Origin of the sequence: Gordonia soli NBRC 108243 (genome assembly GCF_000334455.1) — a bacterium.
Classification (GTDB): Bacteria; Actinomycetota; Actinomycetes; order Mycobacteriales; family Mycobacteriaceae; genus Gordonia; species Gordonia soli.
This window is the reverse complement of the sequence record NZ_BANX01000002.1, coordinates 69,560-93,294: the sequence shown is the minus strand read 5'-3', so window position 1 is coordinate 93,294 and position 23,735 is coordinate 69,560. Positions and strand designations below refer to the sequence as shown.

23 protein-coding genes are annotated in these 23,735 nt (G+C 68.5%); 13 read left to right on the top strand and 10 right to left on the bottom strand.

Features of this window, described 5'->3' with window-relative positions:
- The first annotated feature begins 19 nt into the window (after positions 1–19).
- A complete protein-coding gene (locus GS4_RS25035; RefSeq protein WP_007616542.1) occupies positions 20–1,258 on the top strand; it encodes a THUMP-like domain-containing protein in 1,239 nt (412 codons plus the stop codon).
- Here the strand turns inward: GS4_RS25035 and GS4_RS00910 are convergent.
- A complete protein-coding gene (locus GS4_RS00910) occupies positions 1,255–2,580 on the bottom strand; it encodes an MFS transporter (RefSeq protein WP_007616541.1) in 1,326 nt (441 codons plus the stop codon). The genes GS4_RS25035 and GS4_RS00910 overlap by 4 nt on opposite strands.
- Positions 2,581–2,633: 53 nt before the next feature.
- Between GS4_RS00910 and GS4_RS00905 the strand changes: the two genes are divergently transcribed.
- Positions 2,634–3,647: a GlxA family transcriptional regulator gene (locus GS4_RS00905; RefSeq protein ID WP_051989574.1), complete on the top strand. Its 1,014-nt coding sequence runs from the start codon at positions 2,634–2,636 to the stop codon at positions 3,645–3,647.
- Positions 3,648–3,752: 105 nt separating this feature from the next.
- Positions 3,753–4,430 (top strand): LysE family translocator, encoded by a 678-nt coding sequence (locus tag GS4_RS00900; protein ID WP_051989573.1) that lies wholly within the window; start codon positions 3,753–3,755, stop codon positions 4,428–4,430.
- Between the two features lie 95 nt (positions 4,431–4,525).
- On the opposite strand, the gene GS4_RS00895 is transcribed toward GS4_RS00900, so the two are convergent.
- Complete coding sequence (locus tag GS4_RS00895) at positions 4,526–5,224, bottom strand: LysE family translocator (RefSeq protein WP_007616537.1); 699 nt, start codon at positions 5,222–5,224, stop codon at positions 4,526–4,528.
- Positions 5,225–5,330: 106 nt separating this feature from the next.
- Between GS4_RS00895 and GS4_RS00890 the strand changes: the two genes are divergently transcribed.
- On the top strand, positions 5,331–6,767 hold the full coding sequence (locus tag GS4_RS00890) for an aminotransferase-like domain-containing protein (RefSeq protein WP_007616535.1): 1,437 nt from the start codon (positions 5,331–5,333) through the stop codon (positions 6,765–6,767).
- Here the strand turns inward: GS4_RS00890 and GS4_RS00885 are convergent.
- The 3 genes from GS4_RS00885 to GS4_RS00875 all read right to left on the bottom strand — a co-directional run bounded on the left by GS4_RS00885 (position 6,731) and on the right by GS4_RS00875 (position 8,851).
- Positions 6,731–7,156: a hypothetical protein gene (locus GS4_RS00885; protein ID WP_007616533.1), complete on the bottom strand. Its 426-nt coding sequence runs from the start codon at positions 7,154–7,156 to the stop codon at positions 6,731–6,733. The genes GS4_RS00890 and GS4_RS00885 overlap by 37 nt on opposite strands.
- 129 nt (positions 7,157–7,285) lie before the next feature.
- Complete coding sequence (locus GS4_RS24670; protein WP_007616530.1) at positions 7,286–7,855, bottom strand: CGNR zinc finger domain-containing protein; 570 nt, start codon at positions 7,853–7,855, stop codon at positions 7,286–7,288.
- A gap of 9 nt (positions 7,856–7,864) precedes the next feature.
- Positions 7,865–8,851, bottom strand: coding sequence for a GlxA family transcriptional regulator (locus GS4_RS00875; protein ID WP_040508926.1), 987 nt, complete (start codon positions 8,849–8,851; stop codon positions 7,865–7,867).
- An 85-nt stretch (positions 8,852–8,936) separates the two neighbouring features.
- On the opposite strand from GS4_RS00875, the gene GS4_RS00870 reads away from it, so the two are divergent.
- On the top strand, positions 8,937–9,704 hold the full coding sequence (locus GS4_RS00870) for an MBL fold metallo-hydrolase (RefSeq protein ID WP_007616522.1): 768 nt from the start codon (positions 8,937–8,939) through the stop codon (positions 9,702–9,704).
- A gap of 36 nt (positions 9,705–9,740) precedes the next feature.
- On the opposite strand, the gene GS4_RS00865 is transcribed toward GS4_RS00870, so the two are convergent.
- Positions 9,741–11,078, bottom strand: a complete 1,338-nt coding sequence (locus GS4_RS00865; RefSeq protein WP_040508923.1) for an outer membrane protein assembly factor BamB family protein — start codon at positions 11,076–11,078, stop codon at positions 9,741–9,743.
- A 107-nt stretch (positions 11,079–11,185) separates the two neighbouring features.
- Between GS4_RS00865 and GS4_RS00860 the strand changes: the two genes are divergently transcribed.
- Positions 11,186–11,938 (top strand): acyltransferase, encoded by a 753-nt coding sequence (locus GS4_RS00860; protein ID WP_007616520.1) that lies wholly within the window; start codon positions 11,186–11,188, stop codon positions 11,936–11,938.
- Positions 11,939–11,981: 43 nt separating this feature from the next.
- Here GS4_RS00860 and GS4_RS00855 read toward each other — a convergent pair whose 3' ends face one another.
- The 4 genes from GS4_RS00855 to GS4_RS00835 all read right to left on the bottom strand — a co-directional run bounded on the left by GS4_RS00855 (position 11,982) and on the right by GS4_RS00835 (position 16,463).
- Positions 11,982–12,653: an AIM24 family protein gene (locus GS4_RS00855; protein ID WP_007616519.1), complete on the bottom strand. Its 672-nt coding sequence runs from the start codon at positions 12,651–12,653 to the stop codon at positions 11,982–11,984.
- A 192-nt stretch (positions 12,654–12,845) separates the two neighbouring features.
- Positions 12,846–14,111 carry a glycosyltransferase family 4 protein gene (locus tag GS4_RS00845; RefSeq protein WP_007616518.1) on the bottom strand — a complete coding sequence of 422 codons (1,266 nt, stop codon included), beginning with the start codon at positions 14,109–14,111 and terminating at the stop codon, positions 12,846–12,848.
- A complete protein-coding gene (locus GS4_RS00840) occupies positions 14,111–15,664 on the bottom strand; it encodes a 1,4-alpha-glucan branching protein domain-containing protein (protein ID WP_007616514.1) in 1,554 nt (517 codons plus the stop codon). The genes GS4_RS00845 and GS4_RS00840 overlap by 1 nt, the downstream gene beginning before the upstream one ends.
- 4 nt (positions 15,665–15,668) lie before the next feature.
- Entirely contained in the window at positions 15,669–16,463 is a 795-nt protein-coding gene (locus GS4_RS00835; RefSeq protein ID WP_007616513.1) for a class I SAM-dependent methyltransferase, read from the bottom strand.
- A 218-nt stretch (positions 16,464–16,681) separates the two neighbouring features.
- Here GS4_RS00835 and sfnG point away from each other — a divergent pair, with 218 nt between their 5' ends.
- The 7 genes from sfnG (at position 16,682) to GS4_RS00800 (ending at position 23,717) form a co-directional block, all read left to right on the top strand.
- A complete protein-coding gene (sfnG, locus tag GS4_RS00830; protein ID WP_007616512.1) occupies positions 16,682–17,806 on the top strand; it encodes a dimethylsulfone monooxygenase SfnG in 1,125 nt (374 codons plus the stop codon).
- A gap of 408 nt (positions 17,807–18,214) precedes the next feature.
- Complete coding sequence (locus GS4_RS00825; protein WP_007616510.1) at positions 18,215–19,000, top strand: electron transfer flavoprotein subunit beta/FixA family protein; 786 nt, start codon at positions 18,215–18,217, stop codon at positions 18,998–19,000.
- Positions 19,001–19,054: 54 nt separating this feature from the next.
- Positions 19,055–20,011, top strand: a complete 957-nt coding sequence (locus tag GS4_RS00820) for an electron transfer flavoprotein subunit alpha/FixB family protein (protein WP_007616509.1) — start codon at positions 19,055–19,057, stop codon at positions 20,009–20,011.
- Positions 20,012–20,209: 198 nt separating this feature from the next.
- Positions 20,210–21,055, top strand: a complete 846-nt coding sequence (locus tag GS4_RS00815; protein WP_085947013.1) for a GNAT family N-acetyltransferase — start codon at positions 20,210–20,212, stop codon at positions 21,053–21,055.
- Positions 21,052–22,002: a lysophospholipid acyltransferase family protein gene (locus tag GS4_RS00810; protein ID WP_040508916.1), complete on the top strand. Its 951-nt coding sequence runs from the start codon at positions 21,052–21,054 to the stop codon at positions 22,000–22,002. Before GS4_RS00815 ends, GS4_RS00810 begins: the two co-directional genes overlap by 4 nt.
- A gap of 129 nt (positions 22,003–22,131) precedes the next feature.
- On the top strand, positions 22,132–22,617 hold the full coding sequence (locus GS4_RS00805) for a DUF4334 domain-containing protein (RefSeq protein WP_007616505.1): 486 nt from the start codon (positions 22,132–22,134) through the stop codon (positions 22,615–22,617).
- A 5-nt stretch (positions 22,618–22,622) separates the two neighbouring features.
- On the top strand, positions 22,623–23,717 hold the full coding sequence (locus tag GS4_RS00800; RefSeq protein WP_007616504.1) for a zinc-binding dehydrogenase: 1,095 nt from the start codon (positions 22,623–22,625) through the stop codon (positions 23,715–23,717).
- Positions 23,718–23,735: the final 18 nt, after the last annotated feature.

Genomic DNA, 23,735 nt, shown 5'->3' with positions numbered 1-23,735 from the left:
CCACGGCGGGCGGTGTCGCGTGCCGTATGACTTCACCCTCGACGACGTCGAGTTCCTGCGTTCACCGGATGGTGTGACCGCACTCGACGATGCTGCGGCGCTGGATCTCTCGACGTCGACGATCATCGCCGACATCGCGCGCCTGAGGTCGCGGTACGCGCCGTGGGACGCTGCCCTTGTCGACACCGTCCGTTGCCGTCGCCGTGCCGTCGGCAAGATCCGCGACGCACAGCGGTGGTTGTTCACCGACACCGCGCTGCAGCAGGCGACCGCCACCGCGGTGGCCGACAATCGTGCCGACCGCATCGCGCGTCGGTGGCCGGGGGCGAGTGTTCACGATGTGACGTGTTCGATCGGTGGCGAACTGGCCGCGCTGGCCCGTCATCCCGACCTCGACGCCGTCAGCGGGAGTGACCTCGATCCTGTGCGGGTGGCCATGGCACGCCACAACTTGGACGTCTCCGATCTGACGGCAGCGCTCACGGTCGCAGACGCCCTCGATCCCGGCACTGCCGGCGGGTCAGCAGCGGTCGGTGCGGCGCGGGCCGACGTGGTGATCGCCGACCCGGGTCGGCGCAGCGGATCGGGCCGGGTGTTCCGGATCGACCACTTGACGCCGCCGCTGCCGGATCTGTTCGAGGCCTATCGCGGCCGTCCGATGGTCGTCAAATGCGCCCCGGGGATCGATTACGACGCGTTGCGGGAGAGTCACGGGTTCACCGGCGAGGCGCAGATCGTCTCACTCGACGCCGGTGTGCGCGAAGCGTGCCTGTGGACCGGCACTGACGACGACATCGAGCGCCGGGCAACGGTTCTTCGGAGCACCGACGACGGCGTGGTCGGATACGAGGTGACCGACACCGAGCCCGACGATGTCGATCCGGGTGACCCGGCGACGTGGATCATCGACCCGGATGGCGCGGTCGTGCGTGCCGGACTCGTCCGGCAGTACGCGTATCGCCACGGTCTACGGCAGCTCGATCCGCAGATCGCCTACCTGACCGGTGACGCGATCCCGCCGGGGGAGAGGGGGTTCCGGATTCTGCAGCAGGTCGGGGTGTCGGAGAAGTCATTGCGCCGTCTGATGGCCGAGCATGACTGCGGGACGCTGGAGATCCTGGTTCGTGGCCTCGACGTCGATCCCGACGCGTTGCGTCGCCGACTTCGGTTGCGCGGCGGTCGGTCTCTCGCGTTGGTGCTCACCCGGATCGGACGCAGGGGTGTGGGCTTCCTGTGTGAAGCGGGTGTCCGGGGCTAGGGCATCGGGCGCTCGGTCTGAGCCGCGGTCACGCCGCCATCCGGGGTATCGGTTCGGGACGGCAGTCGGATCACACCGCACATGATCGCGGCGACGGCGCACAGCCCGGCGGCGATCAGGAACGCCAGGTCATACGATCCGTGGGCGTCGCGCACCAGGCCCGCGCCGAAAGCCGCTACGGCTGCGCCGATCTGGTGCGATGCGAACACCCAGCCGAAGACGATCGGTGTGGACGCGCCGAACCAGTGTCGGCAGATCGCGATCGTCGGCGGCACCGTGGCGACCCAGTCGAGGCCGTAGAACACGATGAACACCCACGTGCTGGGCTCGGCGTGCGGACTGAGCAGGGCAGGCAACACCATCAGCGAGGCCCCGCGGCCGAGGTAGTAGACGACCAGCAGGATGCGCGGATCGACGCGGTCGGTGAGCCAGCCCGAGAAGATGGTGCCCGCGACATCGAATATCCCGACGGTCGCCAACAGTGACGCCGCGACGGTGGTCGGCATGCCGTGGTCATGCGCCGCCGGGATGAAGTGTGTCCCGATGAGTCCGTTGGTCGTCATTCCGCAGATCGCGAAACTGCCTGCCAGCAACCAGAACGCAGGGACGCGGAATCCCTGCACCAGTCCACGCCAGGCAGCGCCGAAGGTGCCGTTGGGCAGGGTGTCGGGGGCGTCGACGGCATCCGCAGGTGCCCCATACGCGGTGGTGCCGACGTCGGTGGGGCGATCTCGGATGAACAGGAGCACGAGCGGGATCACCACCAGGGCGGCCAGTGTCACGACGATCGATGCCCAGCGCCATCCGTATCTGTCGGTCATCGCGGCCACGACGGGCAGGAAGATGAGCTGACCCGTGGCTCCCGCCGCGGTGAGCATCCCGGTGACCAGCCCGCGCTTCTCGACGAACCACCGTGTCGACACCGTGGCGACGAAGCCCATCGAGATGGAGCCGGTCCCCAACCCGACCAGAACGCCCCACAGCAGGAGCATCTGCCAACTCGCCGTCATCAGGGTGGCCACACCGGTGCCGGCGGCGATCAGGACGAGCGCGCCCGCGAGAACCGGGCGCACGCCGAAGCGATCCATCAACGCGGCGGCGAAGGGTGCGGTCACGCCGAAGAGCACCATGTTGACCGACATCGCCGCGCCGATGGTGGCGTGCGACCAGCCGAACTCCATGTGCAACGGGTCCATCATGACGCTGGGGACGGCACGGAATCCGGCCGCGCCCAAGATCGCCACGAAGCTGACAGCAGCCACGATCCACGCGCGGTGGATGCGCGTGCGAGAAGTCGTCGACAGTTCGGTCTCGGTCGTCACGGATGTCAGCATGCCGGAGGCGGAGTGGGGCAACCAGTGGCATGATCGCCAATATGCGTGAAAATCATGCCACGGGAAGGCAAGGCCACACGGACGTCTCGACGCGACCTCGGCACGTGGTCGCGGTCCTGATTCTCGCGCCGGTCGTGGGATTCGACGCCACCATCCCGCCGACGCTCTTCAGTGAAGCGGTCGACGCCGACGGGACTCAGCTGTACGACGTGGTGATGTGCGGACTGTCCACCGACCCGGTGCCCACCACATCGGGATACTCGATCACCCCCGCGGCGGGGCCGGAGGTGCTCGCCATGGCGGACACCGTCATCGTCCCGGGCACGAAATCTCCGGAGGCGCGATTCGAGGGGCGACTGCCGGAAGGTGTACGGGCCGCACTGGATTCGGTGCGGCCCGACACGAGGATGGTCTCCATCTGCACCGGAGCGTTCATCCTCGCGGCCGCCGGCCTGTTCGACGGATTGCGGGCCGCGACGCACTGGAAGTACGCCGACGACCTCCGCCGGCTCTTCCCGGCGGTCGACGTCGACGAAACCGTGCTCTTCGTCGACGAGGGGGATCGGCTCAGTTCTGCCGGCCTGGCTGCCGGAATCGACCTGTGCCTGCACCTGATCCGGCGTGATCACGGGACAGCGGTGGCCAACTGCTCGGCCCGGCACTGCGTGGTGCCGCCATGGCGGGAGGGTGGGCAGGCCCAGTTCATCGCCAGCGTGGTCCCCGACGCCGGCGACTCCGGTACGGCGTCCACCAGGGCGTGGGCGTTGACGAACCTCGCCGAGCCGTTGACGGTGTCCGATCTGGCACGCCACGCGCAGATGAGCTCGCGGACGTTCAGCCGGAGGTTCACGGCCGAGACGGGGCAGTCTCCGGGCGGGTGGCTGCGCGACCGGCGCGTCGACCTCGCCCGCGAGCTGCTGGAGAAAGGCGAGCATTCGGTCGACGCGGTGGCCGAACTGTCCGGCCTCGGATCGCCGGACAATCTCCGCCATCACCTGCGACGTGGGTTGGGGATGTCGCCGTCGGCGTACCGGAAACGATTCGCCGGAGCCTGATCTGCCGTTCGATGCCCTCCGCTGCTCATCGGCCGAAGCACGCTCCGAGAGTGCGGTCGCACGTCGCCGTCGGGCGCTCCGTCACGCATTGATATAGCTTTATGCGTGACAGCATCTGCGGGCGAAGGGCGGCAGGCGGTGACCATCGGCACGTATCTGGGATTCGTGGCCGCGACCGTTGCGATCGCGGCGGTGCCCGGCGTCGACCACATGTATCTGGGTGCGGTGGCGTTGCGGGACGGTCGCGCAGCCGGACTCGTCGGCGCCCTCGGCATGGCGGCGTCGATGTGCGTGCACACCGCGGTGTCCGTGAGCGGTCTCGGTCTGGTCGTGGCCAACGCGCCCATGGTGTTCACCGCGATCAAGATCATCGGCGGCCTGTATCTGATCTACCTCGCTGTGTCGGCATGGCGGAGTTCGCCCGACGATCGCGCCGCGGTCGATCCGGGTTCCCGGCGCACCTTCGCGTCCGCCTTCCTCGTCAACCTCACCAACCCGAAGATCGTGATCTTCTTCCTGGCGTTCCTGCCGCAGTTCGTCTCCTCGGGATCCGGCTCGGTCACAATCCAACTGACGGCGCTCGGCCTGACCTTTTTGGTGATCGGGTTGCTGATCGACGCCTGTTACGTGATGCTCTTCGGGGCCGCCGGATCGGCTCTGGGTCGACGCGGCATCCCCACCGTGTGTCTGTCGCGAGTCGCCGCCCTCGTCTATCTCGTTCTGGGGGTGGGCATCCTGGTCGCCGCGGTGGTCACCGCAGTGGCCGGTGCAGCGGATTTCTGACACGTGAGCGGCCCGCGCTCTGCTCTGTGCACACCTCAACCCGCTGACGTGTCAAGAATCCGACGCTGCGCATCCCGTATGGCGCCATCCCACCATCAGGCCGCCCTCGTTTGTGCCGACAGGGCGGACGCGGCGGTGGAAGCAGCGGCCGCGGTGGCGGGTGCGGGTGAGTCGATCAGGAGGTGGATGCCGATGCCGGCCAGCATCGCCCCGGTGATCCGACGTTGCCACGGTAGCCATCCGGGCCGACTGCGGAGGAATGCGGCGATGCTGCCGGCGCCGACGATGAAGGCGGCGTTGACCACGAAGCTCACGGCGATCTGGATCGAGCCCAGGACGAAGCCCTGACCGACGACGTGACCGGCGGCCGGATCGATGAACTGCGGGATCAACGCAACATACATGATCGCCGCTTTCGGATTGAGGAGGTTGGTGAGCAGCCCCATGCCGAAGAGCCGTCTCGCGGAGTCCCCGGGGAGGTCCCGGGTCTCGAAGACCGCGACACCCCCCGGACGCAGCACCTGCCATGCGAGATACAGCAGATAGACAGCGCCGGCGACCTTCAGCGCCACATAGAGCCACGGGACCACGACGAACACGGCGGCCAGACCGAGGTTGGCCATTGTCATATAGACGATGAACCCGATCACAGTGCCCCCCAAAGAGACCAGACCTGCGGTCACCCCCTGGGACAGGCTGCGGGAGACGAGGTAGATCATGTTCGGCCCCGGCGTCAGCACCATGCCCAATGCCACCAGCGCAATGCCCGCGGCCGCGGCGAGATCCACGCCCATGTCCACTCCCTCCCGTCGGCGGTGTCGCCGACCCATCCGATGCGGACCGCGACGTTAGTACAGTGATGTCAATCGACGCGAAGTGTCTCAAGACATCGGAGGGGTGATGCGTATACGATCCGGCTGGTCACCGTGGCTCGCAGACGGTCCGGGAGCGGCGGCGGAGCGTCTGGTCTCGGCGCTGTCCCGTGACATCGTGGACGGCGTGGTGGACGAGGGTGAACGTCTGCCCGCACATCGGGTCCTGGCCGCGGACCTCGGCATCGCCGTGGGCACGGTCACCAAGGCCTACACGGAGTTGGCCCGTCGCGGGTTGGTCCGCGGGGCGCACGGCCGGGGGATGTTCGTCGGCCCCCGGCCCGAAAGAGCCGGTGGCGACATCGATCTCGACATGAACGCGCCACCTCCGATGCTGGCTGACCAGGTGATCGCCGATGCCCTGGCCGCCGGGGCCCGCCGCGTGGACGCCACGACGCTCGCCGCTGTCGGCCCGCCCGGCGGGCGGCTCGAGCATCGGCGCCCGGTGGCGAGATGGCTGGCCACCTCAGGACTCGAGATCGACGCCGAACGACTGCTCCTCACGCAGGGGGCGCAGCAGGCGATCGTGGCGGCGATGCTCGTCGCATGGCCGTCGGGTGGCAGCGGTGAGCTGCTCACCGAGGAGGTGACGTTTCCTGGTGCGCTCGCCTACGCCCGGATGGTGGGCTGCGGGATACGTGGTGTCCCCATCGACCACCAGGGAATGCGTCCCGACCTGCTCGACGCGGCGCTGACCGCGTCCGCGCGGTCGGGCCGTCGCCCGCTCGTCTACGTCACGCCCACCACGCACAATCCCACCGGGGTCACCATGCGAGCGGCCCGTCGGCGCGAACTGGTGAGGGTCGCCAGGCGCCACGACGCGCTGCTCCTCGAGGACGACGTGTATGCACTGTCCGAAGAGCGTTCGGCGCCGACGCTCCTCGCACTCGCGCCGGAACGGACCTGCTACGTCACCAGTGCCTCCAAAGCGCTCAGCCCGGCTGTCCGGGTCGGCGCGTTGGTCGTACCGCCGTCCCTCCGGACGCGCGCGGAGCGAGCAGTCCGAGTCCTCGGACTGCCGGTGTCGCCGCTGATCTGTGTGGTACTCGACGAACTCGTGGCGGCAGGCGTCGCCGAGACGGTTCGGAGTGCCATCCGAGACGAGGGAGCCCGCCGACTCGAGCGTGCTCGGACCGCGTTCGGGCGCAACCTCTTCGGAGCGCCCACCGCGGGTTATCACGTGTACCTGCCGCTGCCGGGGCCGACAGCACGAGCAGTCGTCGACGAGGCCAGGAGCCGGGGTGTCCTGCTCACCCGTCCGGAGTCGATGCTGGCCGATCCGGAGCAGGTGCACAGCGGGATACGGATCTGCCTGGGCGGACCGTCGATGGACGAACTCGAGCGCGGTCTCGGTGTGCTCCGAAGTCTCATCCCCACCCGGCGAGCTCAGGCACGGGTCGTCGAGCCGCGCCGGTCGGTCGTGTCGGGTCAGCCGACGACGGACAAGCCGGGGAGCCCGCGGTAGCCGGTCACGGCGGCGGTGACCAGCAGTGTGCCGCGGCCGGAGGACACCGTGGTCGGCTGTCGGTCGGTCAGGTCGGCGCTGGTGGTTCGGCCGGTCGACAGATTCCGGACGGTCACGCGGACCGGAGCCGAGTAGTTCAGACAGGTGGTCGCGACGAAGGCGTTGCACAGCGCGCCGCTGCGCACGGTGGCGGTTTCGCCGCTGCGTGTGACAGTGACATCCTGCACGCTGAACGGCCACGGGTCGCCGGAGAAGAACCGAGGCGTCAGGTGTGACGTCGAGGCGACCGGAGTCGGTGCGGCGGTGGCGAGCCCGGCTCCGACGATGCCCGCGACGCCGACGGTTGCGGATGTCAGCGCGAGAATGGCGGTGAATCGGTTGCGGATCATGGTCTGTCGGTCTCCCATCGTGCTGGCGGATCACGCGGGCAGCGTAGATCCGGGTAGGACGAGCTCAGGCGACCACTGCGAACGTGGCGTGCGTCACGCTATCATCGGAGTTAACCCGTGACAATCGAATCAGCTGTCGCCGTGCTCGGCCCGAGCCCTGCGATAGCTACGAGCACGGTTGCGGTTCTGGCAGGTCACCGAACAGAACCGACGCCGACGGGCGGGCGAGAGGTCGACGTACACATCGGCGCAGTCGTCGCCGGAGCACACGCCCAACCGTGTGACGTCACCGTCGAATCGGAGGTGCTCGACGATCGACAGCACCGCGCCCGCCACGAGGCGATCGGCGGCGCGCGTGCACTCCCAGACCTCGTCGACGGTGTCGGCGTCGCGGGCGATCAGGGCGGGGCGGAGGGCGGTCGAGGTGAGCAGGCGTCCGATTGCCTCGACCATGGCCGGGCCGTCCGAGCCGAACAGCGGGTAGAGCGCATCGGCCGCGGTCCGCAGCGCCGCCGTCGTCGGAGCGCCGTACCGGGATCGAAAGTCGTCGGCGGAGATCTGGAGGGCGGCAGTCACTTCCGGGTACGGGGCATCGGCCTCGTCGGCGACCGCGCGCGGTACCTCGCCCCACTCGTTGATCAGCTCGACCACGCTCGCGAGGCCGAAGGCCTCGACATGGCGTCCGGAGCTGTTCGTCATGGGGTCATCCTAATCGCGGGGCGACGAGGGCAGGGTTGTCCCGACCGCAGCGCCGACTCCCGCGAACTGTTGTCGATGTCGGGTCGGAGTGGTGCCGAAGGCGATCCGAAAATGGCTGCGTAGGGCGACGGCGGAACCGAATCCGGCAGACGTCGCGACATCGTCGATGCTCAGATCGGTGCCCTCCAACAGGATTCGGGCACGATCGAGTCTCCGCGCCAGCAGCCACCCGCCGGGGCTCTCGCCGGTGCGGGCCCGGAAGCGGCGGGTGAACGTGCGTCGCGAGACCCGCGCGTGTGTTGCCCAGTCGTCCAGATCGAATGTCTCGGCCAGATGCAGGTCCGCCCAGATCATCGCTGCGTCGATCGGGTCGTCGGAACCGTTGTCGGAGACCGGGGCCGCGATGAACTGAGCCTGCGATCCGTCTCGATGGGGGGCCATCACGAGGTGGCGGGCGACGGTCGCGGCGATCGTGGCACCGTGATCATGACGCACCAGGTGGAGACAGCAATCGAGACTGGCGACGGTTCCGGCAGAGGTGATGACGTCGCCGAGATCGGTCCACAGCACGTCGGATCGGACCTGTACCGCGGGATAGCGTCGGCTCAACCGCTCGGCCGCATCCCAGTGCGTGGTCACCTCGCGTCCGTCCGCGACACCCGCTGCGGCGATGACGTGCGCGCCGTAACAGAGCCCGACGATCCGGGCTCCACGGCGATGTGCGGCGCGCAGTGCGTCGAGGAGTTCGTCAGGAACCTCGAGACGGTCTGCCCACGAAGGGATGACGACGGTGTCGGCGGACTCGAAGGCGCCGAGGTCCTCGGTCACCGAGATGGGGACACCGGCAGAGGTGGCCAGCGAGCCCGGCTCGACCGCGCAGACGGTCAGTTCATAACCGGCGGTGCCGAAATGGTCGGCTCCGAAGACGAGTCGGGGAACGGACAGGTGGAACATGCTGATCCCGTCGAACGCCACGACCGCGATCCGATGCGTCATCAGTCGAGCATAGATGGCCCGATCTGATCGGACAATGACCTGCGGGCCACTGGTAGTGGCGTCGGCACAGGTCGACACTGGCGGCATGACCAGCACAGAGATCACACTCGGCATCGATTTCCTGCATGTCGGCGGGCCGACGGCACTGATCGAGATCGGTGGCGTCCGTGTCGTCACCGATCCCACCTTCAGCGCGCCCGGCACCTTCCCGGTCGGCGAGCGTGCGCTGACGAAGTACACGGGTCCGGCCCTCGATGCGGCGTCCATCCAGCCGGTCGACGTGGTGCTGCTGTCGCATCACCAGCACCCCGACAACCTGGACCCCGCAGGTCGAGAGTTGATCGACCGCGCTCCGCTGACACTCTCGACCATCTCCGCGGCTGCCGCGATCGACGCGGTCACCGGGCTCACCCCCTGGGAGGCGACCACTCTCGCGGCCGACCCGGCGATCACGGTCACCGCAGTGCCTGCGCTACACGGGTCCGAGGAGCTCAGTGGGCCGGTGATCGGATTCGTGCTGTCCGGCACCGCGATCCCGACCGTCTACATCTCCGGCGACAACTCGTCGGTCGCCGTGGTCGAGGAGATCGTCGGGAGGGTCGGCCGGATCGATCTGGCCGTGTTGTTCGTCGGTGCCGCCCGGCGGCCCGATCTCGACGACCCGCTCACCCTCACCGCTGAGGATGCGGTGACGGCCGCCCGGCTGCTCGGTGACGCGGTGATCGTGCCCATCCACGCCGAGGGCTGGCTGCACTTCACCGAGGGGCCAGGCACCGTCGCACGGGCCTTTCGAGAGGCAGGTCTGTTCGATCGACTCCGGATCCCGTTGTCGGGGAAGGTCCTCGCGCTCTGAGTGCACCGCCCGCCCAGATGTGCGGGCATCTGACGATCAGTCGACGTTCTTCTTGCTGTCGAAGAAATAGACCTCACCGATGTTGGTCGCCAATGCGACCTGACCGGCGGGCGAGACCGAGACACCGGTCGCGAAACCCACTGAATCAGGCAGCGCCAGCGTACGTTTCGTCGAGCCGTCGGTCGCCGACACCTCGATGAGCGAGAGCGAGTCGCGGCCGCGGTCGCGGACGACGGTCCAGGCGGTCTTCGCGGAGGTCAGCGTCGAGAGGCTGACGGTGGCGAGGTCGTCGCGCTTCCAGAGACGTTCGGCCCGATCCCCCCGATCGGCGATCAGGGTCAGTGGCGCGCCCAGTACACCGGTCGGGATGATCAGACCGTCGGGGGAGACCGTCATCGAAGCAAAGCCGTAGCCCCCGTTGTCGTAGGTCCAGCGGGTATGTCCGGTGTCGGCGTCGATGGCGACGATCTGGCCGAGTCGACTGAAGGTGTAGACGGTCGTGCCGTCTGCCGAGAGCGTCGGTGCGCCGACCACGCCGCCCGGCACGTCCGCGTGCCACGCCTCGCGGACAGTGCGGCCACCGTTGTGCGCGGCATAGTCCATCGCCGTGATCCGGGAGGCGATGGCCCCCTGCGGCCAGAAGTTCAGGTAGAGCCGTTGCCGCTGGACATCGACGGCCGGTGGTGCCGGCACCGCGCACCGCGGGCCGTTGGCCACGCAGTCACCGAAGCCGGCCAGCGGCTTGTCCGGGTCGGCGTCGGCGCGCAGGCGGACCTCCGGGGCGACCGGGTCGGCGGTCTGGGTGTCCAGCAGGAGGATCTGCCCCTGGGTGGTGACCACCGAGACCACGTTGGGGGCTGCGAACTTGGCCGACAACGGCACCCCGATCACCGGCATCCGCCAGCGGATCGCCCCGCCGGCGTTGAAGGCCAGGAAGGTGGTCTCCTCGCCGATGTACGGCTGATCGAACTGGTCCACCAGCAGTGCGTTGACCTCGACACCGGTACGCATCCGCTTGCAGAAGTTCTTGCGACCGGAGTTCGGATCGAGGACGAGGAGGTTGCAGCCGTTGGCCGTCGTCGACGTCACACCGACGTTGGACTGGTTGGAGAGCGTTATCGGTGCGGTGACCGGACCGCCGGTGGGCCGAGTCCAACTCAGTGTCAGGTCGTCGGGCACGGTGGGGTAGGCGAAGTTCGAGTTGGCCGCGTTGCCGCCGTAGCTCGACCAGCCCGGACTCGCGACCGAACGGACGTCGATGTGACCGTCGCTGCACGCCGAGATCACGACACCGACGACGGCCAGCATCACCACGGCGAGACGTCCGCGACCGATGCGGAGAACGCGAGATCGTCTCCGGTCTGATACGGCCATCCTGCTCCTGTCGTGCTGGGTCGTCGGCCACCGCTGCGGCCGGGTGGCCGAGTCGCCGTCGATGAGCCTATCGTGCCCGGAATTCACGTCGATTAGGGTTTGTCGTCATGACCACGATGTGGAACGCCTCGCTGCGATCCCGGCGCCGTGCCGGCCGTCGGCGGGACCCGGCCCAGGCCCGATTCCTCACCGTGGCGTCGCTGCGCTGGGTGCTGCGCAATCGCGCGTACACACCCTGGTACTTGGTGCGGTACTACCGACTTGCGCGGTTCCGGCTGGCCAACCCGCACATCGTGCTGCGCGGGATGCTGTTCCTCGGTCGCCGGGTCGAGATCCACGCGACCCCGGAGATGTCGCGTATGGAGATCGGACGCTGGGTGCACATCGGCGACGGCAACTCGATCCGCTGCCACGAGGGCAGTCTGCGGATCGGCGACAAGACGGTCTTCGGATGCAACAACGTCGTCAACTCGTACCTCGACCTCGAGATCGGTGGTTCGACGCTGATCGCCGACTGGTGCTACATCTGCGACTTCGACCACAAGATGGACGACATCACGCTGCCGATCAAGGACCAGGGGATCGTCAAGGGACCGGTGCGCATCGGTCCGGACACCTGGGTCGCCGCCAAGGTCTCCGTGCTGCGCAACACCACGGTCGGACGTGGATGTGTGCTCGGCTCACATGCCGTCGTCCGTGGCGTGGTACCCGACTTCTCGATCGCGGTCGGCGCACCGGCCAAGGTCGTCCGTAACCGCAAGGACGCGTGGGCATCCAATGCGGCCGAACGTGCCGAACTCGAGCGCGCGCTCGCCGACATCGAGCGCAAGAAGGCACAGGCCCAGCGACCCACCGGCTGAGCCGCAGCGGCTCGCCGGAGGTGGGGGAGGCCCGCGCCGACGGTCAGTGACCGGAACCGACTACCTGCGGACCCTCGCTGGGTTGGACGACCACGAATCCCGGTCCGTGGAAGGCGAGTTGGAACGACTCGCCGGAGCCGCGGCCGATCAACGAACCCATCTTGAAGTCGTTCTTGATGGTCGGCGCGAGATTGGCCGACCAGCAGACCGCGGCCTGCGGATCGACGAAGGTCGGCTGCACCGAGCAGTCGAGGATCATCGGCGGGCCGTCGCTGGTGACGCCGACGGTGCCCTGACCGGTCAGTGTGAGGTTGAACAGTCCGCCGGCGAGCATGCCCGCGTTGCCGATCGAGGTGATCTTCCACTGCAGCGAGTCGTCGAAGGCCAGCAGGCTGGAGGTGTTGATGGTGATCGAATCTCCCTCGAGGTCGAGGGTGAAGACGTCGGCTGCCTGGCGGGCGAAGAAGACCTCTCCCTGGCCCTTCACCCGCATCAGTTGACCGCCCTCGTTGGTGATCGCTTTCTTCAGGAAGTTGGAGACACTGCCGGAGCCCTCGTGGGAGAAATCGAACTGGCCCTGGTAGGCGACCATCGCCCCCTTCGCGGCCAGTACGTCGGGTCCGAACCCGACCCGGAGCATCTTGCCGGACTGCTGGGTCCAGCGCTGCGTGCTCTGACGCTCGCGGTTGGCCTGGTCGAACAGGGGGCTGCGCATCGTGATCCTCTTCGGTCGCGGTGGTGTCGGGCCCTGGCCGCGCGCGGCAGGGTGCACTGCCAAGCTAGCCGAATCCGACATGCGCGGCGTGGCGAACGACGCCCGCGTCATCGCCTCGAATGACTGCGGTCGATACACCCGATGCGATCCGATCCGCGGTGGTCGCGGCCTGTGCGAGAAGTGCTGCCGCGCCTAGCTGTTGGGATCGCGCTCAGGTAGGGGACGCAGCGGGATCGACGGGCGGCCGACCGGGTGGCGGACCCGCCGTTTGGCGGCCAGGTACACACCGGCCGTCCGTTCGGCGACCTCGCGCCACGAGAAGTCGACGGTGAGTCGCGCCCGGGCACGCCGCGCTCGCTCGGCGGCGGCCGCCGGATCGTCGAGGGTCGTGCGCACGGCTGCGGCCAGGCCGGCGACGTCCGCGGGCTCGAAGGTCAGGCCGGTGTCGCCGTCGGCGACCGCCTCGCCGAGTCCGCCCGCGGTAGAAGTCACCAGCGGGATCCCGGCGGCGGCGGCCTCCAGGGCGACGATCCCGAACGGCTCGTACCGGCTGGGCAGCACGATCGCATCGCATCGGTGCATCAGTGCCAGGAGACCGACATGGTCGACGGCCCCGAGGAATCGGACCGCTCGTGTCACCCGCGAGCGACGGGTCTGCTCGCCGAGCATCTCCAGCTGGGTTCCGCTGCCCGCGACGGTCACCGTCGTCCCGGGGTGGGTCCGCCGGATGCGCGGCAACGCGGCGATCAGGTCCTGCACACCCTTCTCGTACTCGAGTCGCCCGGCGAACAGCAGTTCCGGCGGATTCGAGCGCGCCGGTCGGCCGGCGAAGGGCCAGATGTCGATGTCGATGCCGTTGTGGATGACCTGGATATCGGAGAGGTCGGGGCCGAAGAGCCGGTTCACCTCGTCGCGCATCGATCCCGAGCAGGTGATCACGGCGTCGGACTCGGTGGCCAGCCACCATTCGACCGAATGCACCTGTCGGTTGGTGACCCCGCTGACCCACCCGCTGTGTCTGCCTGCCTCGGTGGCATGCAGCGTCGACACCAGCGGGACGTCGAAGAACTCCGCGAGCGCGATGGCCGGATGCGCGACCAGCCAATCGTGCGCGTGGACGACGTCGGGGGCCCACCCGGTTGCCGTGGGATCGCGATGTCCGGCCAATGCGGTCAGTCCGGCACGGACGAACGAATGACCCATCGCCAGCGTCCAGGTCATCATGTCGCGACCGAAGTCGAAGTCGGGCGGGTCCTCGGCCACCGCGAGGACGCGCACCCCGTCGACGACGGTGTCGGTGGTGGGGTGACTCAGTGCATCCGTCCCCGACGGACGGCGGGTGAGCATGACGATGTCGTGGCCGGCCGCGGCCAATTCGGTGGCGAGATGGTGGACATGGCGGCCGAGCCCGCCGACCACCACGGGTGGGTACTCCCACGAGACGATCAGGACCCGCATCACACCCCCCTCGAAGTCGGTTCCGACGTGTCCAGCCGACGGGCGTCGAGGCCGGCGAAGAGATTGTCGGCGCGGAACCAGTTGTCGGCGAGACGTCGCGCCACGTCGGTGCGGCCGCGAAGCGCGGCATCGCTGATCTCGCGCGTTGCGTGCGCATGGGTGTGCGCACGTTGCACAGCGTACTGTGCGGCCGAATCCTTCGACACCATGAACGGCCAGTCGGAGGCGACGGTCATCAGGGCTTCCCGGACGATCTGATCGGCGACGCGATCGCGTCCGCCGCCGGGGTCCCGAAGCTTGGCGACGGCGTCGATCGCGGTCTCGACCACCTCGGCATTGAGCGTCACCAGATGCTCCACATCGGGTCCGTTCCAGACTCGCCAGTCCTTGCCCGACCCCCACGATGACGCCGGAAGATCCACCGCCGCACCGACATGACCGTCTCGTCGTGCCCCAGCCAGAGTGCCGACCCGGACGCCCGCCTCGGGCAGTCTGCGCAACAGTCGGTCCAACCACACCGGGCCCTCGAACCACCAGTGTCCGAACAACTCCGTGTCGAATGCGGCGACGACCAACGCGGGACGACCGAGCCGGTCGGACTCGCTGCGCAACCGGCGTCGGACGGTGTCGACGAAATCGTCGACGTGCCGGTCGATCACGGCGAGGACGCGATCGGGGTCGTAGGGCTTCTTGTCCTCGCCGGGAACCGATCGGCCGGTCACCCGCGCAAGTTTGAGACCGGTCGCGTGATCGTAGGTGTGGAAGTCCCGGTAGGCGGGATGGCCGGGATATCCCGACTTCGGCGACCACACCCGGTAACTCACCGGCAGGTCGCGGCCGAAAGCCACGACGTCGGTCTCGCCGACCGGTCGCCCGAGTGCGGTGTCGCCGTGCAGCGTCGGCCCGTCCACCATGAAGTGCCCGACACCTGCTGCGGCGTACTCGATCTCCATTCCGGGCGCGAAGGCGCACTCGGGGGCCCAGATGCCGGCCGGATCGGTGCCCCAGCGGGCACGTGCGTCGATCAGCCCCTCGGACAACGAGAATCGGCGCAGCCGGGAGTCGAGCAGCGGGGCGAAGGGGTGAGCGAGCGGACCGCCCAGGAGTTCGATGACCCCGCTGTCGATCAACGCGCGGATCTGCGGGCTGCCGCCATGTCGCCAGTGATGTTCGAAGTCGGTGATGGCCGATGCCGCGGAACGGAATTCGCGTGCTGCGGCGTCGCGTCGAACCGGATCGGTCGACTGCGCGGCACCCGCCGCTCGGAGCTGCCAGTCGGCCAACCACTCGTACATCGAGGCAACACAGTGGGGGTCGTCGAGTTGTGCGGCGAGCACCGGCGTGATGCCCAACGACAACTGGTCGGTGTAGCCGTCGGTGGCGAGTCCGCGCAGGACGCGGGCGACAGGGAGGTAGGAGGCGGCCCACGATTGGTACAGCCACTCCTCGCCGACCGGCCAGCGTCCGTGGTTGGCCAGCCAGGGGAGATGGGAGTGCAGGACCAGGGTGAACTGGCCGGGCACCGCGTCGGTGGACTTCGGGGGCGGGGTCACGAGGTCAGCGCCGGACCGCCACGGCGAGCAGGTCGAGACTGGCGTCGATACCCGCCGGAGCCGCAGGGTCGGCCGCGTCGGCGATCTCGAAGTCGGCGGTGTCGACGGCGGCCACGTCGGCGGCCAGATCGGCGGGCCAGGGCCGACCGCTGAGCGCCCGGTCGATCTGTGCGTCGATGAACGATCCACCCCAGCGCTCGTCGAGTGCACGCAGCCGGGGTCCGTGGTGGACGCCGAGCATCGCGACGACGTCGAAGCCGCCGTCGGTGAGCAGTTCGGTCAGCTCGGCTGCATCGAGTTCGCGGGTGTGGAACGGGTTGAGCGGGGTGTCGCGTCCGGGGGAGAAGGTGATGCGATTGGGCGTCGACATCAACAGGGTGCCGCCGGGCACCAGCGCCCGATGGCACTCCGTCACGAATTTCGGCTGATCCCACAGGTGTTCGATCACCTGGAAGTTCACCACCACGTCGACCGATGCGTCGTCGACGGGGAGATCGATCAGGTTGCCCTGACGGACGTCCAGACCCGGGTACCGCGACCGGGTGTGCGCAACCGCGGCGTCGTCGTAGTCGACGCAGGTCACCGACGCCGCGACCTGCGCGAGCATCGCAGCGCCGTAGCCCTCGCCGGAACCGGCCTCCAAGACCCGCGCATCCGCGCATCGGTCCTGCACATGGGTGTAGGCGATCTCGTGGCGGCGGAACCAGTAGTTCTCCTCGGGGATGCCCGGAACCGTCCGTTCGCCGGTCAGCGCGAGCTGCGGCGCGGCGTCGTCGGTTGCCCCCTGTGCGTCCGTCATCCCACGAAGGGTAGTACCCGGTGTCCGGCCCATCTTTACGCTCACCCTGATCCATTCATTGACCCCCCGATCGGCGCGCTGCTGAGCTGGATGACGACAGCGGTGCCGGGCAGCCGCGACCGGGCGGGGTTGTCCGCCGACTCGTCGGCGCCGTCGGCGTCGGGGTTGCGGGATCGATCCGGTGGCCACAGGTGTACAGCGAGAGGAAGACCGCAGCCATGACCACCGAACGCGTATCCGACGAGATCAAGTTCGCCTACTGGGTGCCCAACGTCAGTGGCGGCCTGGTGACCAGCACGATCGAACAGCGGACCAGCTGGGACTACGACTACAACGTCAAGCTGGCCCAGACGGCCGAGAACAACGGTTTCGAGTACGCGCTCTCGCAGGTCCGATACGAGGCCAGCTACGGTGCCGAATTCCAGCACGAGTCCACGAGTTTCAGCCTCGCCCTGCTGTTGGCCACGCAACGGCTGAAGGTGATCGCCGCCGTACATCCCGGTCTGTGGCAGCCGGCGGTGCTGGCCAAGTTGGGAGCGACCGCAGACCATCTCTCCAACGGCCGGTTCGCGGTGAACGTGGTGAGCGGGTGGTTCAAGGACGAGTTCACCCACTTGGGCGAGGCGTGGCTCGAGCACGACGAGCGCTACCGCCGCAGCGCGGAGTTCTTGCAGGTCCTGCGCAAGATCTGGACCGAGGACGATGTCGACTTCCGTGGTGACTTCTACCGCATCCACGACTTCACCCTGAAGCCGAAACCGCTCAACAGCCCGGAGCGCCCCAACCCGGAGCTGTTCCAGGGTGGCAACTCGCTGGCGGCGCGATCCAACGGTGGTCGATACGCCGACTGGTACTTCTCCAACGGCAAGGACTACGACGGCGTCACCGAGCAGATCGTCGACGTCCGGGCTGCCGCCCGGGAGGCCCAGCGCGAGGTGAAGTTCGGCCTGAACGGGTTCATCATCGCCCGCGACACCGAGAAGGAGGCGCGGGACACCCTGCGCGAGATCATCGAGAAGGCCAACACCCCCGCTGTCGAGGGCTTCCGCTCCGCTGTGCAGCAGGCGGGCAACTCGACGTCCGACAAGACGGGTATGTGGGCGGACTCCTCGTTCGAGGACCTCGTGCAGTACAACGACGGTTTCCGCACACAGCTGATCGGCACCCCGGAGCAGATCGCGGAGCGCATCGCCGCCTACCGCAAGCGCGGGGTCGACCTGATCCTGGGCGGGTTCCTGCACTTCCAGGAGGAGATCGAGTACTTCGGTGCCAAGGTGCTGCCACTGGTGCGCGAGATCGAGGCGAGCGAGCGCGCGAACGAACAGCAACTCGTCGGCGTCTGACCGGGCGGGTCCGGGGCACCCGCCGGGAGCCTTCGGACCCAATCGACACAGTTCGCAGATCATCGAACGGCCCACCATGTCGCCGACACGGTGGGCCGTTCGCGTCCCTTCGGTCGAGGGGTCGCCCGCCGCGGCGACGGGGTCCGCGGGTGCCGCCGCGCACACCCGCGACCACCGTCGTTGCGTCGGAGCTGGTCCCGCCCGTGCGATCGGTCGGTCGCAGCCGCCTGCCCCCGACGATGGATCGCCGCAGCGGCCGATCGGTCGGTGGGGAACAAGGATCGGTGCCTGTTTTGTGAGGTAGTCGATGTTCACCGGTACTTCGGCGGGCGCTAAAGTGGGGAAGACCCCATGGCCTTACCCGCCGGTAAGTTGCCTGAACCCGATGCAGGAGGTCGACGCAGACCCATGACGAACATCGTCGTTTTGATCAAGCAGGTTCCGGACACGTGGTCCGAGCGCAAGCTGTCCGATGGCGACTACACGCTGGATCGTGAGGCCGCCGATGCCGTGCTCGACGAGATCAACGAGCGCGCCGTCGAGGAGGCCCTGCAGATCAAGGAGGCCAACGGGGGCGAGGTGACCGTGCTGTCGGCCGGTCCCGAGCGCGCCACCGAGGCGATCCGCAAGGCACTGTCGATGGGTGCCGACAAAGCGATCCACATCAAGGATGACCAGCTCCACGGCTCCGACGCGGTGCAGACCGCGTACGTGCTGGCCCGTGCGCTGGGCACAGTCGAGGGTGTCGAGCTGGTCATCGCCGGCAACGAGGCGACCGACGGTCGCGTCGGCGCGATCCCGGCGATGATCGCCGAGTACCTCGAGCTGCCGCATGTCACCCATCTGCGCAAGCTGACCCTCGAGGGCGAGACCCTCAAGGGCGAGCGTGAGACCGACGAGGGCATCTTCCACGTCGAGGCCGAGCTGCCTGCGATCGTCAGCGTCAACGAGAAGATCAACGAACCGCGCTTCCCCTCCTTCAAGGGCATCATGGCCGCCAAGAAGAAGGAGGTCACCGTGGTGACCCTGGCCGAGATCGATGTCGAGGCCGGCGACGTGGGCCTGGAGAACGCCGGTTCGGTGGTCACCGCTTCCACGCCGAAGCCGCCCAAGACCGCCGGTGAGCGCGTCACCGACGAGGGCGACGGTGGCAGCAAGGTCGCCGAGTACCTGGTGTCGCAGAAGATCATCTAGCACTCCACCAGCAGCAGACATCCGGCGAGAACAAAGACATCAGGAGAATCAGACATGGCTGAAGTACTCGTGCTCGTGGAGCAGGATCCCGAGGGTGCCCTGAAGAAGGTCACCAACGAGCTCATCACCGCGGCCCGCGCTCTGGGCACCCCGTCGGCCGTCGTGGTCGGCGCACCCGGCGGAGCCGACAGCATCATCGACGGTCTCAAGGAGGCCGGCGCCGAGAAGATCTACGTCGCCGAGTCCGACGACGCGGCGGGCTACCTCATCAGCCCCAAGGTCGACGTGCTCTCGGAGATCGCCGAGCAGGCGACCCCGGCGGGAGTGCTCGTCGCCGCCACCGCGGACGGCAAGGAGATCGCCGGCCGGTTGGCCGTGCGTCTCGGCTCGGGTGTCCTGGCCGACGTCGTCGACGTCCGCGAGGGCGGCGTGGGCATCCACTCCATCTTCGGTGGTGCCTTCACCGTCGACGCCCAGGCCAAGGGTGACACCCCGGTCTTCTCGGTCCGCCCCGGTTCGGTCGAGGCCGCACCGCAGGCCGGCGCCGGTGAGCGCGTCGACATCGAGGTCCCGGCGGCTGCCGAGAACGCGGTGAAGATCACCAAGGTCGAGCCGAACGTCGGCGGCGACCGTCCCGAGCTCACCGAGGCGTCGATCGTCGTCTCCGGTGGTCGCGGTGTCGGTAGCGCCGACAAGTTCTCGGTCGTCGAAGAGCTGGCCGACTCGCTGGGTGCCGCTGTCGGTGCCTCACGCGCCGCGGTCGACTCCGGCTACTACCCGGGACAGTTCCAGGTCGGTCAGACCGGTAAGACCGTCTCGCCGCAGCTATACGTCGCGCTCGGCATCTCCGGCGCCATCCAGCACCGCGCCGGCATGCAGACCTCGAAGACGATCGTCGCCGTCAACAAGGACGAAGAGGCGCCGATCTTCGAGATCTCCGACTTCGGTGTGGTCGGCGATCTGTTCAACGTCGCCCCGCAGCTGACCGAAGAGGTCAAGAAGCGCAAGTAGCGCCCAGCGCTGCCGAACTCGCGACGGCCCCCGGACCACGGTCCGGGGGCCGTCGTCGTCGGTGGTCAGACGAAGCCGACATCTGATCGTCGGAACACCGTCACCGGTGGGCCGCCGGTTGGTGGGCACGGGTTCACCGCGATCTCGTCGCTGTTCATCGACGCAGCATCGACACGACACCCCACGGTGGCCGCCGCGATGCCCGCACTGGATTTCATCTGGGGCATGACAGTCCTCACCAGCACGTCGCGGATCACACCGGGTCCGATCATGCGCGCAGGTCCGGTCACCGTGGCGTTGTCCACCGACCCCGACGACATCGAGGCGGCCCAGCGGCTGCGCTACCAGGTCTTCGCCGAGGAGGACGGCTTCTCCGACCAGATCGGTGACCCGACCACCGGTCTCGACGCCGACTCCTTCGACGATCACTGCGAACACCTGCTCGTCTTCCACGAGGACACCGGCCTCATCGGGTGTGCGCGACTGCTGCCGCCCGCGGCCGCCATCGCCGCCGGCGGGTGGTACTCCGCGACCGAGTTCGATCTGTACGAGCTCGAACCCATCCGCGCCGAGACGGTCGAGATGGGGCGCGCATGCGTTGCCACCGCCCACCGCGACGGATCGGTCACCGCACTGATGTGGGCAGCGCTGCTGCACTACCTGGAGAACGCCGACTACCAGTACCTGATGGGATGCGTCTCCGTCCCGCTGTCGGGGGCAGGGGAGCGCGGCCAGGCGCTCCGCGGGGTCCGGGACCTCGCCCGCGATCGCCACCAGGCGCCGTGGCAGGCCTTCCCGCTGGAGCGGGCGCGCATCGACGGACGCACCCTCGACGAGATCGAGCCGCCCGCGGTTGCGGTGCTGCCGCCGCTGCTGCGCGGCTACATCCGCCTCGGTGCCCGGGTCTGCGGTGAACCGGCCGTCGACGAGATCTTCGATGTCGGCGACCTGCTGACCGTGGTCGACCGCACCCTGACCGACATCCGATACCTCGAGCGGCTGCGCGCGGCGGTCCGTCGCCTCGGCGGACAGGCCGACCGATGAGTGCGGCCCTGGCGGTGGCCACCCCGCCGTTGCCACCGACACAGTCGGGTGCGGCCGCGCTGCTCGCACCCGATCACCGCGGGCCTGCGGTTGCGCTGGTCCCGCCGCTGCCCGTCGAGCCCGACCATCGGCCCGAACCACGCGCTTGTGGCCCGGACCAGCATTCCTGGTACCCACTCAGTCCCTGTGGTGCCGACTGCCTCCCGGGCGACCACCGGGGTGTCGGACGGGTGCTCGTCGCGTACCGCATCACCCGATTGCTCGGCGTCGCGGCCGCCGTGATCCTCGGTGGCCTGATGGTCATGCCCGCGCCGCGTGTCGTCCGCCGTCGCTACCTGCGCCGTGCCGCCCGCGCCCTGCTGAGTGCGATCGGGGTGTCGGTGTACATCGACGACGACCGTCCGTTCCCGGGCTCGGCCCGCGGACTCGTCGTCGCCAACCACGTCTCCTACCTCGACATCCTGGCGATCGCGATGGTCAACCCCGCACACTTCGTGGCGAAGTCCGACGTCGCGTCGATGCCGGTGATCGCGACACTCGCGAACCGGCTCGGTGTGATCACCGTCGATCGGGGCTCGTTGCGCGCGCTGCCCGATATCCTCGCGACCACCGTCGAGAAATTGCACCGCGACAGCTCGGTCGCGGTCTTCCCCGAGGGCACCACCTGGTGTGGCCGGCGCAGCGGATCGTTCCGACCGGCCTTCTTCCAGGCCGCGGTCGACGCGGGCGTTCCCGTGCTCCCCATCCGGGTGCGCTACACGGGGCCCGACGGTGCACTCACGACTGCACCGGGTTTCATCGGCGACGACGGGCCCGCCGACACGTTGCGGCGGGTGCTGCGGATGCGCGGGCTCACCGTGCAGGTCCGGGTCCACGAACTACAGTTGCCGGCCGCCGATCGCCGCGAGTTGTCCCGGCGCTGCGAAGCACTCATCGCCCAGGGCTGACCCGGGCGGGGGCGACCGCGGGACCGGCCCGGCGATGGTGACGAAGAAACAAATATCCTATATGTTGTCATCGTTCGTCGACGCGACGTCGCGCCGAGACCGCACCGTCCCCGCACCGGAAGGCACCCGATGACCGCCACCTCAGCTCTGACCCGCGAGCAGGCCCGCGTCCGCTTCTCCGAACTGCGCGCGGTCGACGGGGTGGTCGACGACGCCGAACTCGACGCCATCTGGTCCGCACTCGCGACGGTCACCCCCGAGGAGATCTTCGGCTCGTGGAAGGGCGACGAGTTCACCACCGGCCATCCGACCAACGGGCTGCTGCAGAAGGCGCGTTGGTACGGCAAGACCTTCACCTCACGGTCCGACGTCCAGCCGTTGATGTGCCGTGACGAAAACGGAAAGCTGTTCTCCGACAAGAAACTCGGCAAGGGTGAAGCGACGCTGTGGTCGATCGAGTTCCGTGGTGAGATCACCGCGAGCATGGTCTACGACGGGCAGGCCGTGATCGACCACTTCAAGAAGGTCGACGACTCCACGTTGATGGGGATCATGAACGGCAAGGCCGCCGTGGTCGACGGTCGCCACCTCTACTTCATCCTCGACCGGGCCTGAGGGGCGTGCGAATCCAGGCCGCCCTCGTCACCCGACCGGGTGGCCCCTTCGAGATCACCGAGATCGAGATCGCACGTCCCCGCGGCGACGAGGTCCTGGTCGCGATGTCGGCGGTCGGGATCTGCCACACCGACCTCTCGATGCGCGCGACGTGGCCCACGGCCCGCTGTCCCCAGGTCTTCGGTCACGAGGGTGCCGGGGTGGTCGTCGACGTCGGTGACGACGTCGACTCACTGAACCCCGGCGATCACGTGGCGCTGACCTTCCGCAGCTGCGGGCGGTGCGGCCCGTGCGTCGCCGACCATCCCGCGTACTGCACCTCCGGTCTCAACACGTCCGGACGGCCGGACGGCTCGCCGACGCTGAGTCGCGACGGAGCGCCCGTGTACGGCGGCTTCTTCGGCCAGTCCAGTTTCGCCACCCACGCGATCGCCCACCAGGACAACGCGATCCGCATCTCGCCGGACATCTCGCCGGTCGCCGCCGCACCGCTCGGCTGCGGCATCCAGACCGGCTACGGCACCGTGACCCGCGTGCTCCGACCGGAGGCGGGAGCGAACCTGACCGTCTACGGCGCGGGCAGTGTCGGACTCGCCGCGGTGCTGGCCGGGGTCGCCGCAGGCGCACAGGTCGTCGCGGTGGACCCGGTGACAGCACGCCGCGAGCTCGCTGAACGGTTCGGCGCCGTCGGCACCGTCGACCCCACCGCGGTCGAGGATCTCGCCACCGCGGTCGTCGGACGTCACGGCGGTCTCGCCGACGCCGCGATCGACACCACCGCTCGTCAGGAGATCCTCGACGCCGCGATCGAGGCGGCCGAACCGCGCGGCACGATCGCGCTGGTGGGCATCGGGCGCCGGCTCGACTTCGACGTGATGCGCGTCCTCTACAAGGGGGTGACTATCCGCGGCGTCATCGAGGGTGACGTCATACCGCAGGAGATCATCCCCGACCTGGCACGACGCCATGCCGCGGGCCGGTTGCCCCTCGACGATCTGGTCACCACCTACCCGTTCGCCGACATCGAACGTGCGGCGTCCGATGCCGCTGCGGGACGGGTGGTCAAGCCGGTCCTGACCTTCGGCGACACCCCGCTCTGACGTGGTGCGTCGCCGTAT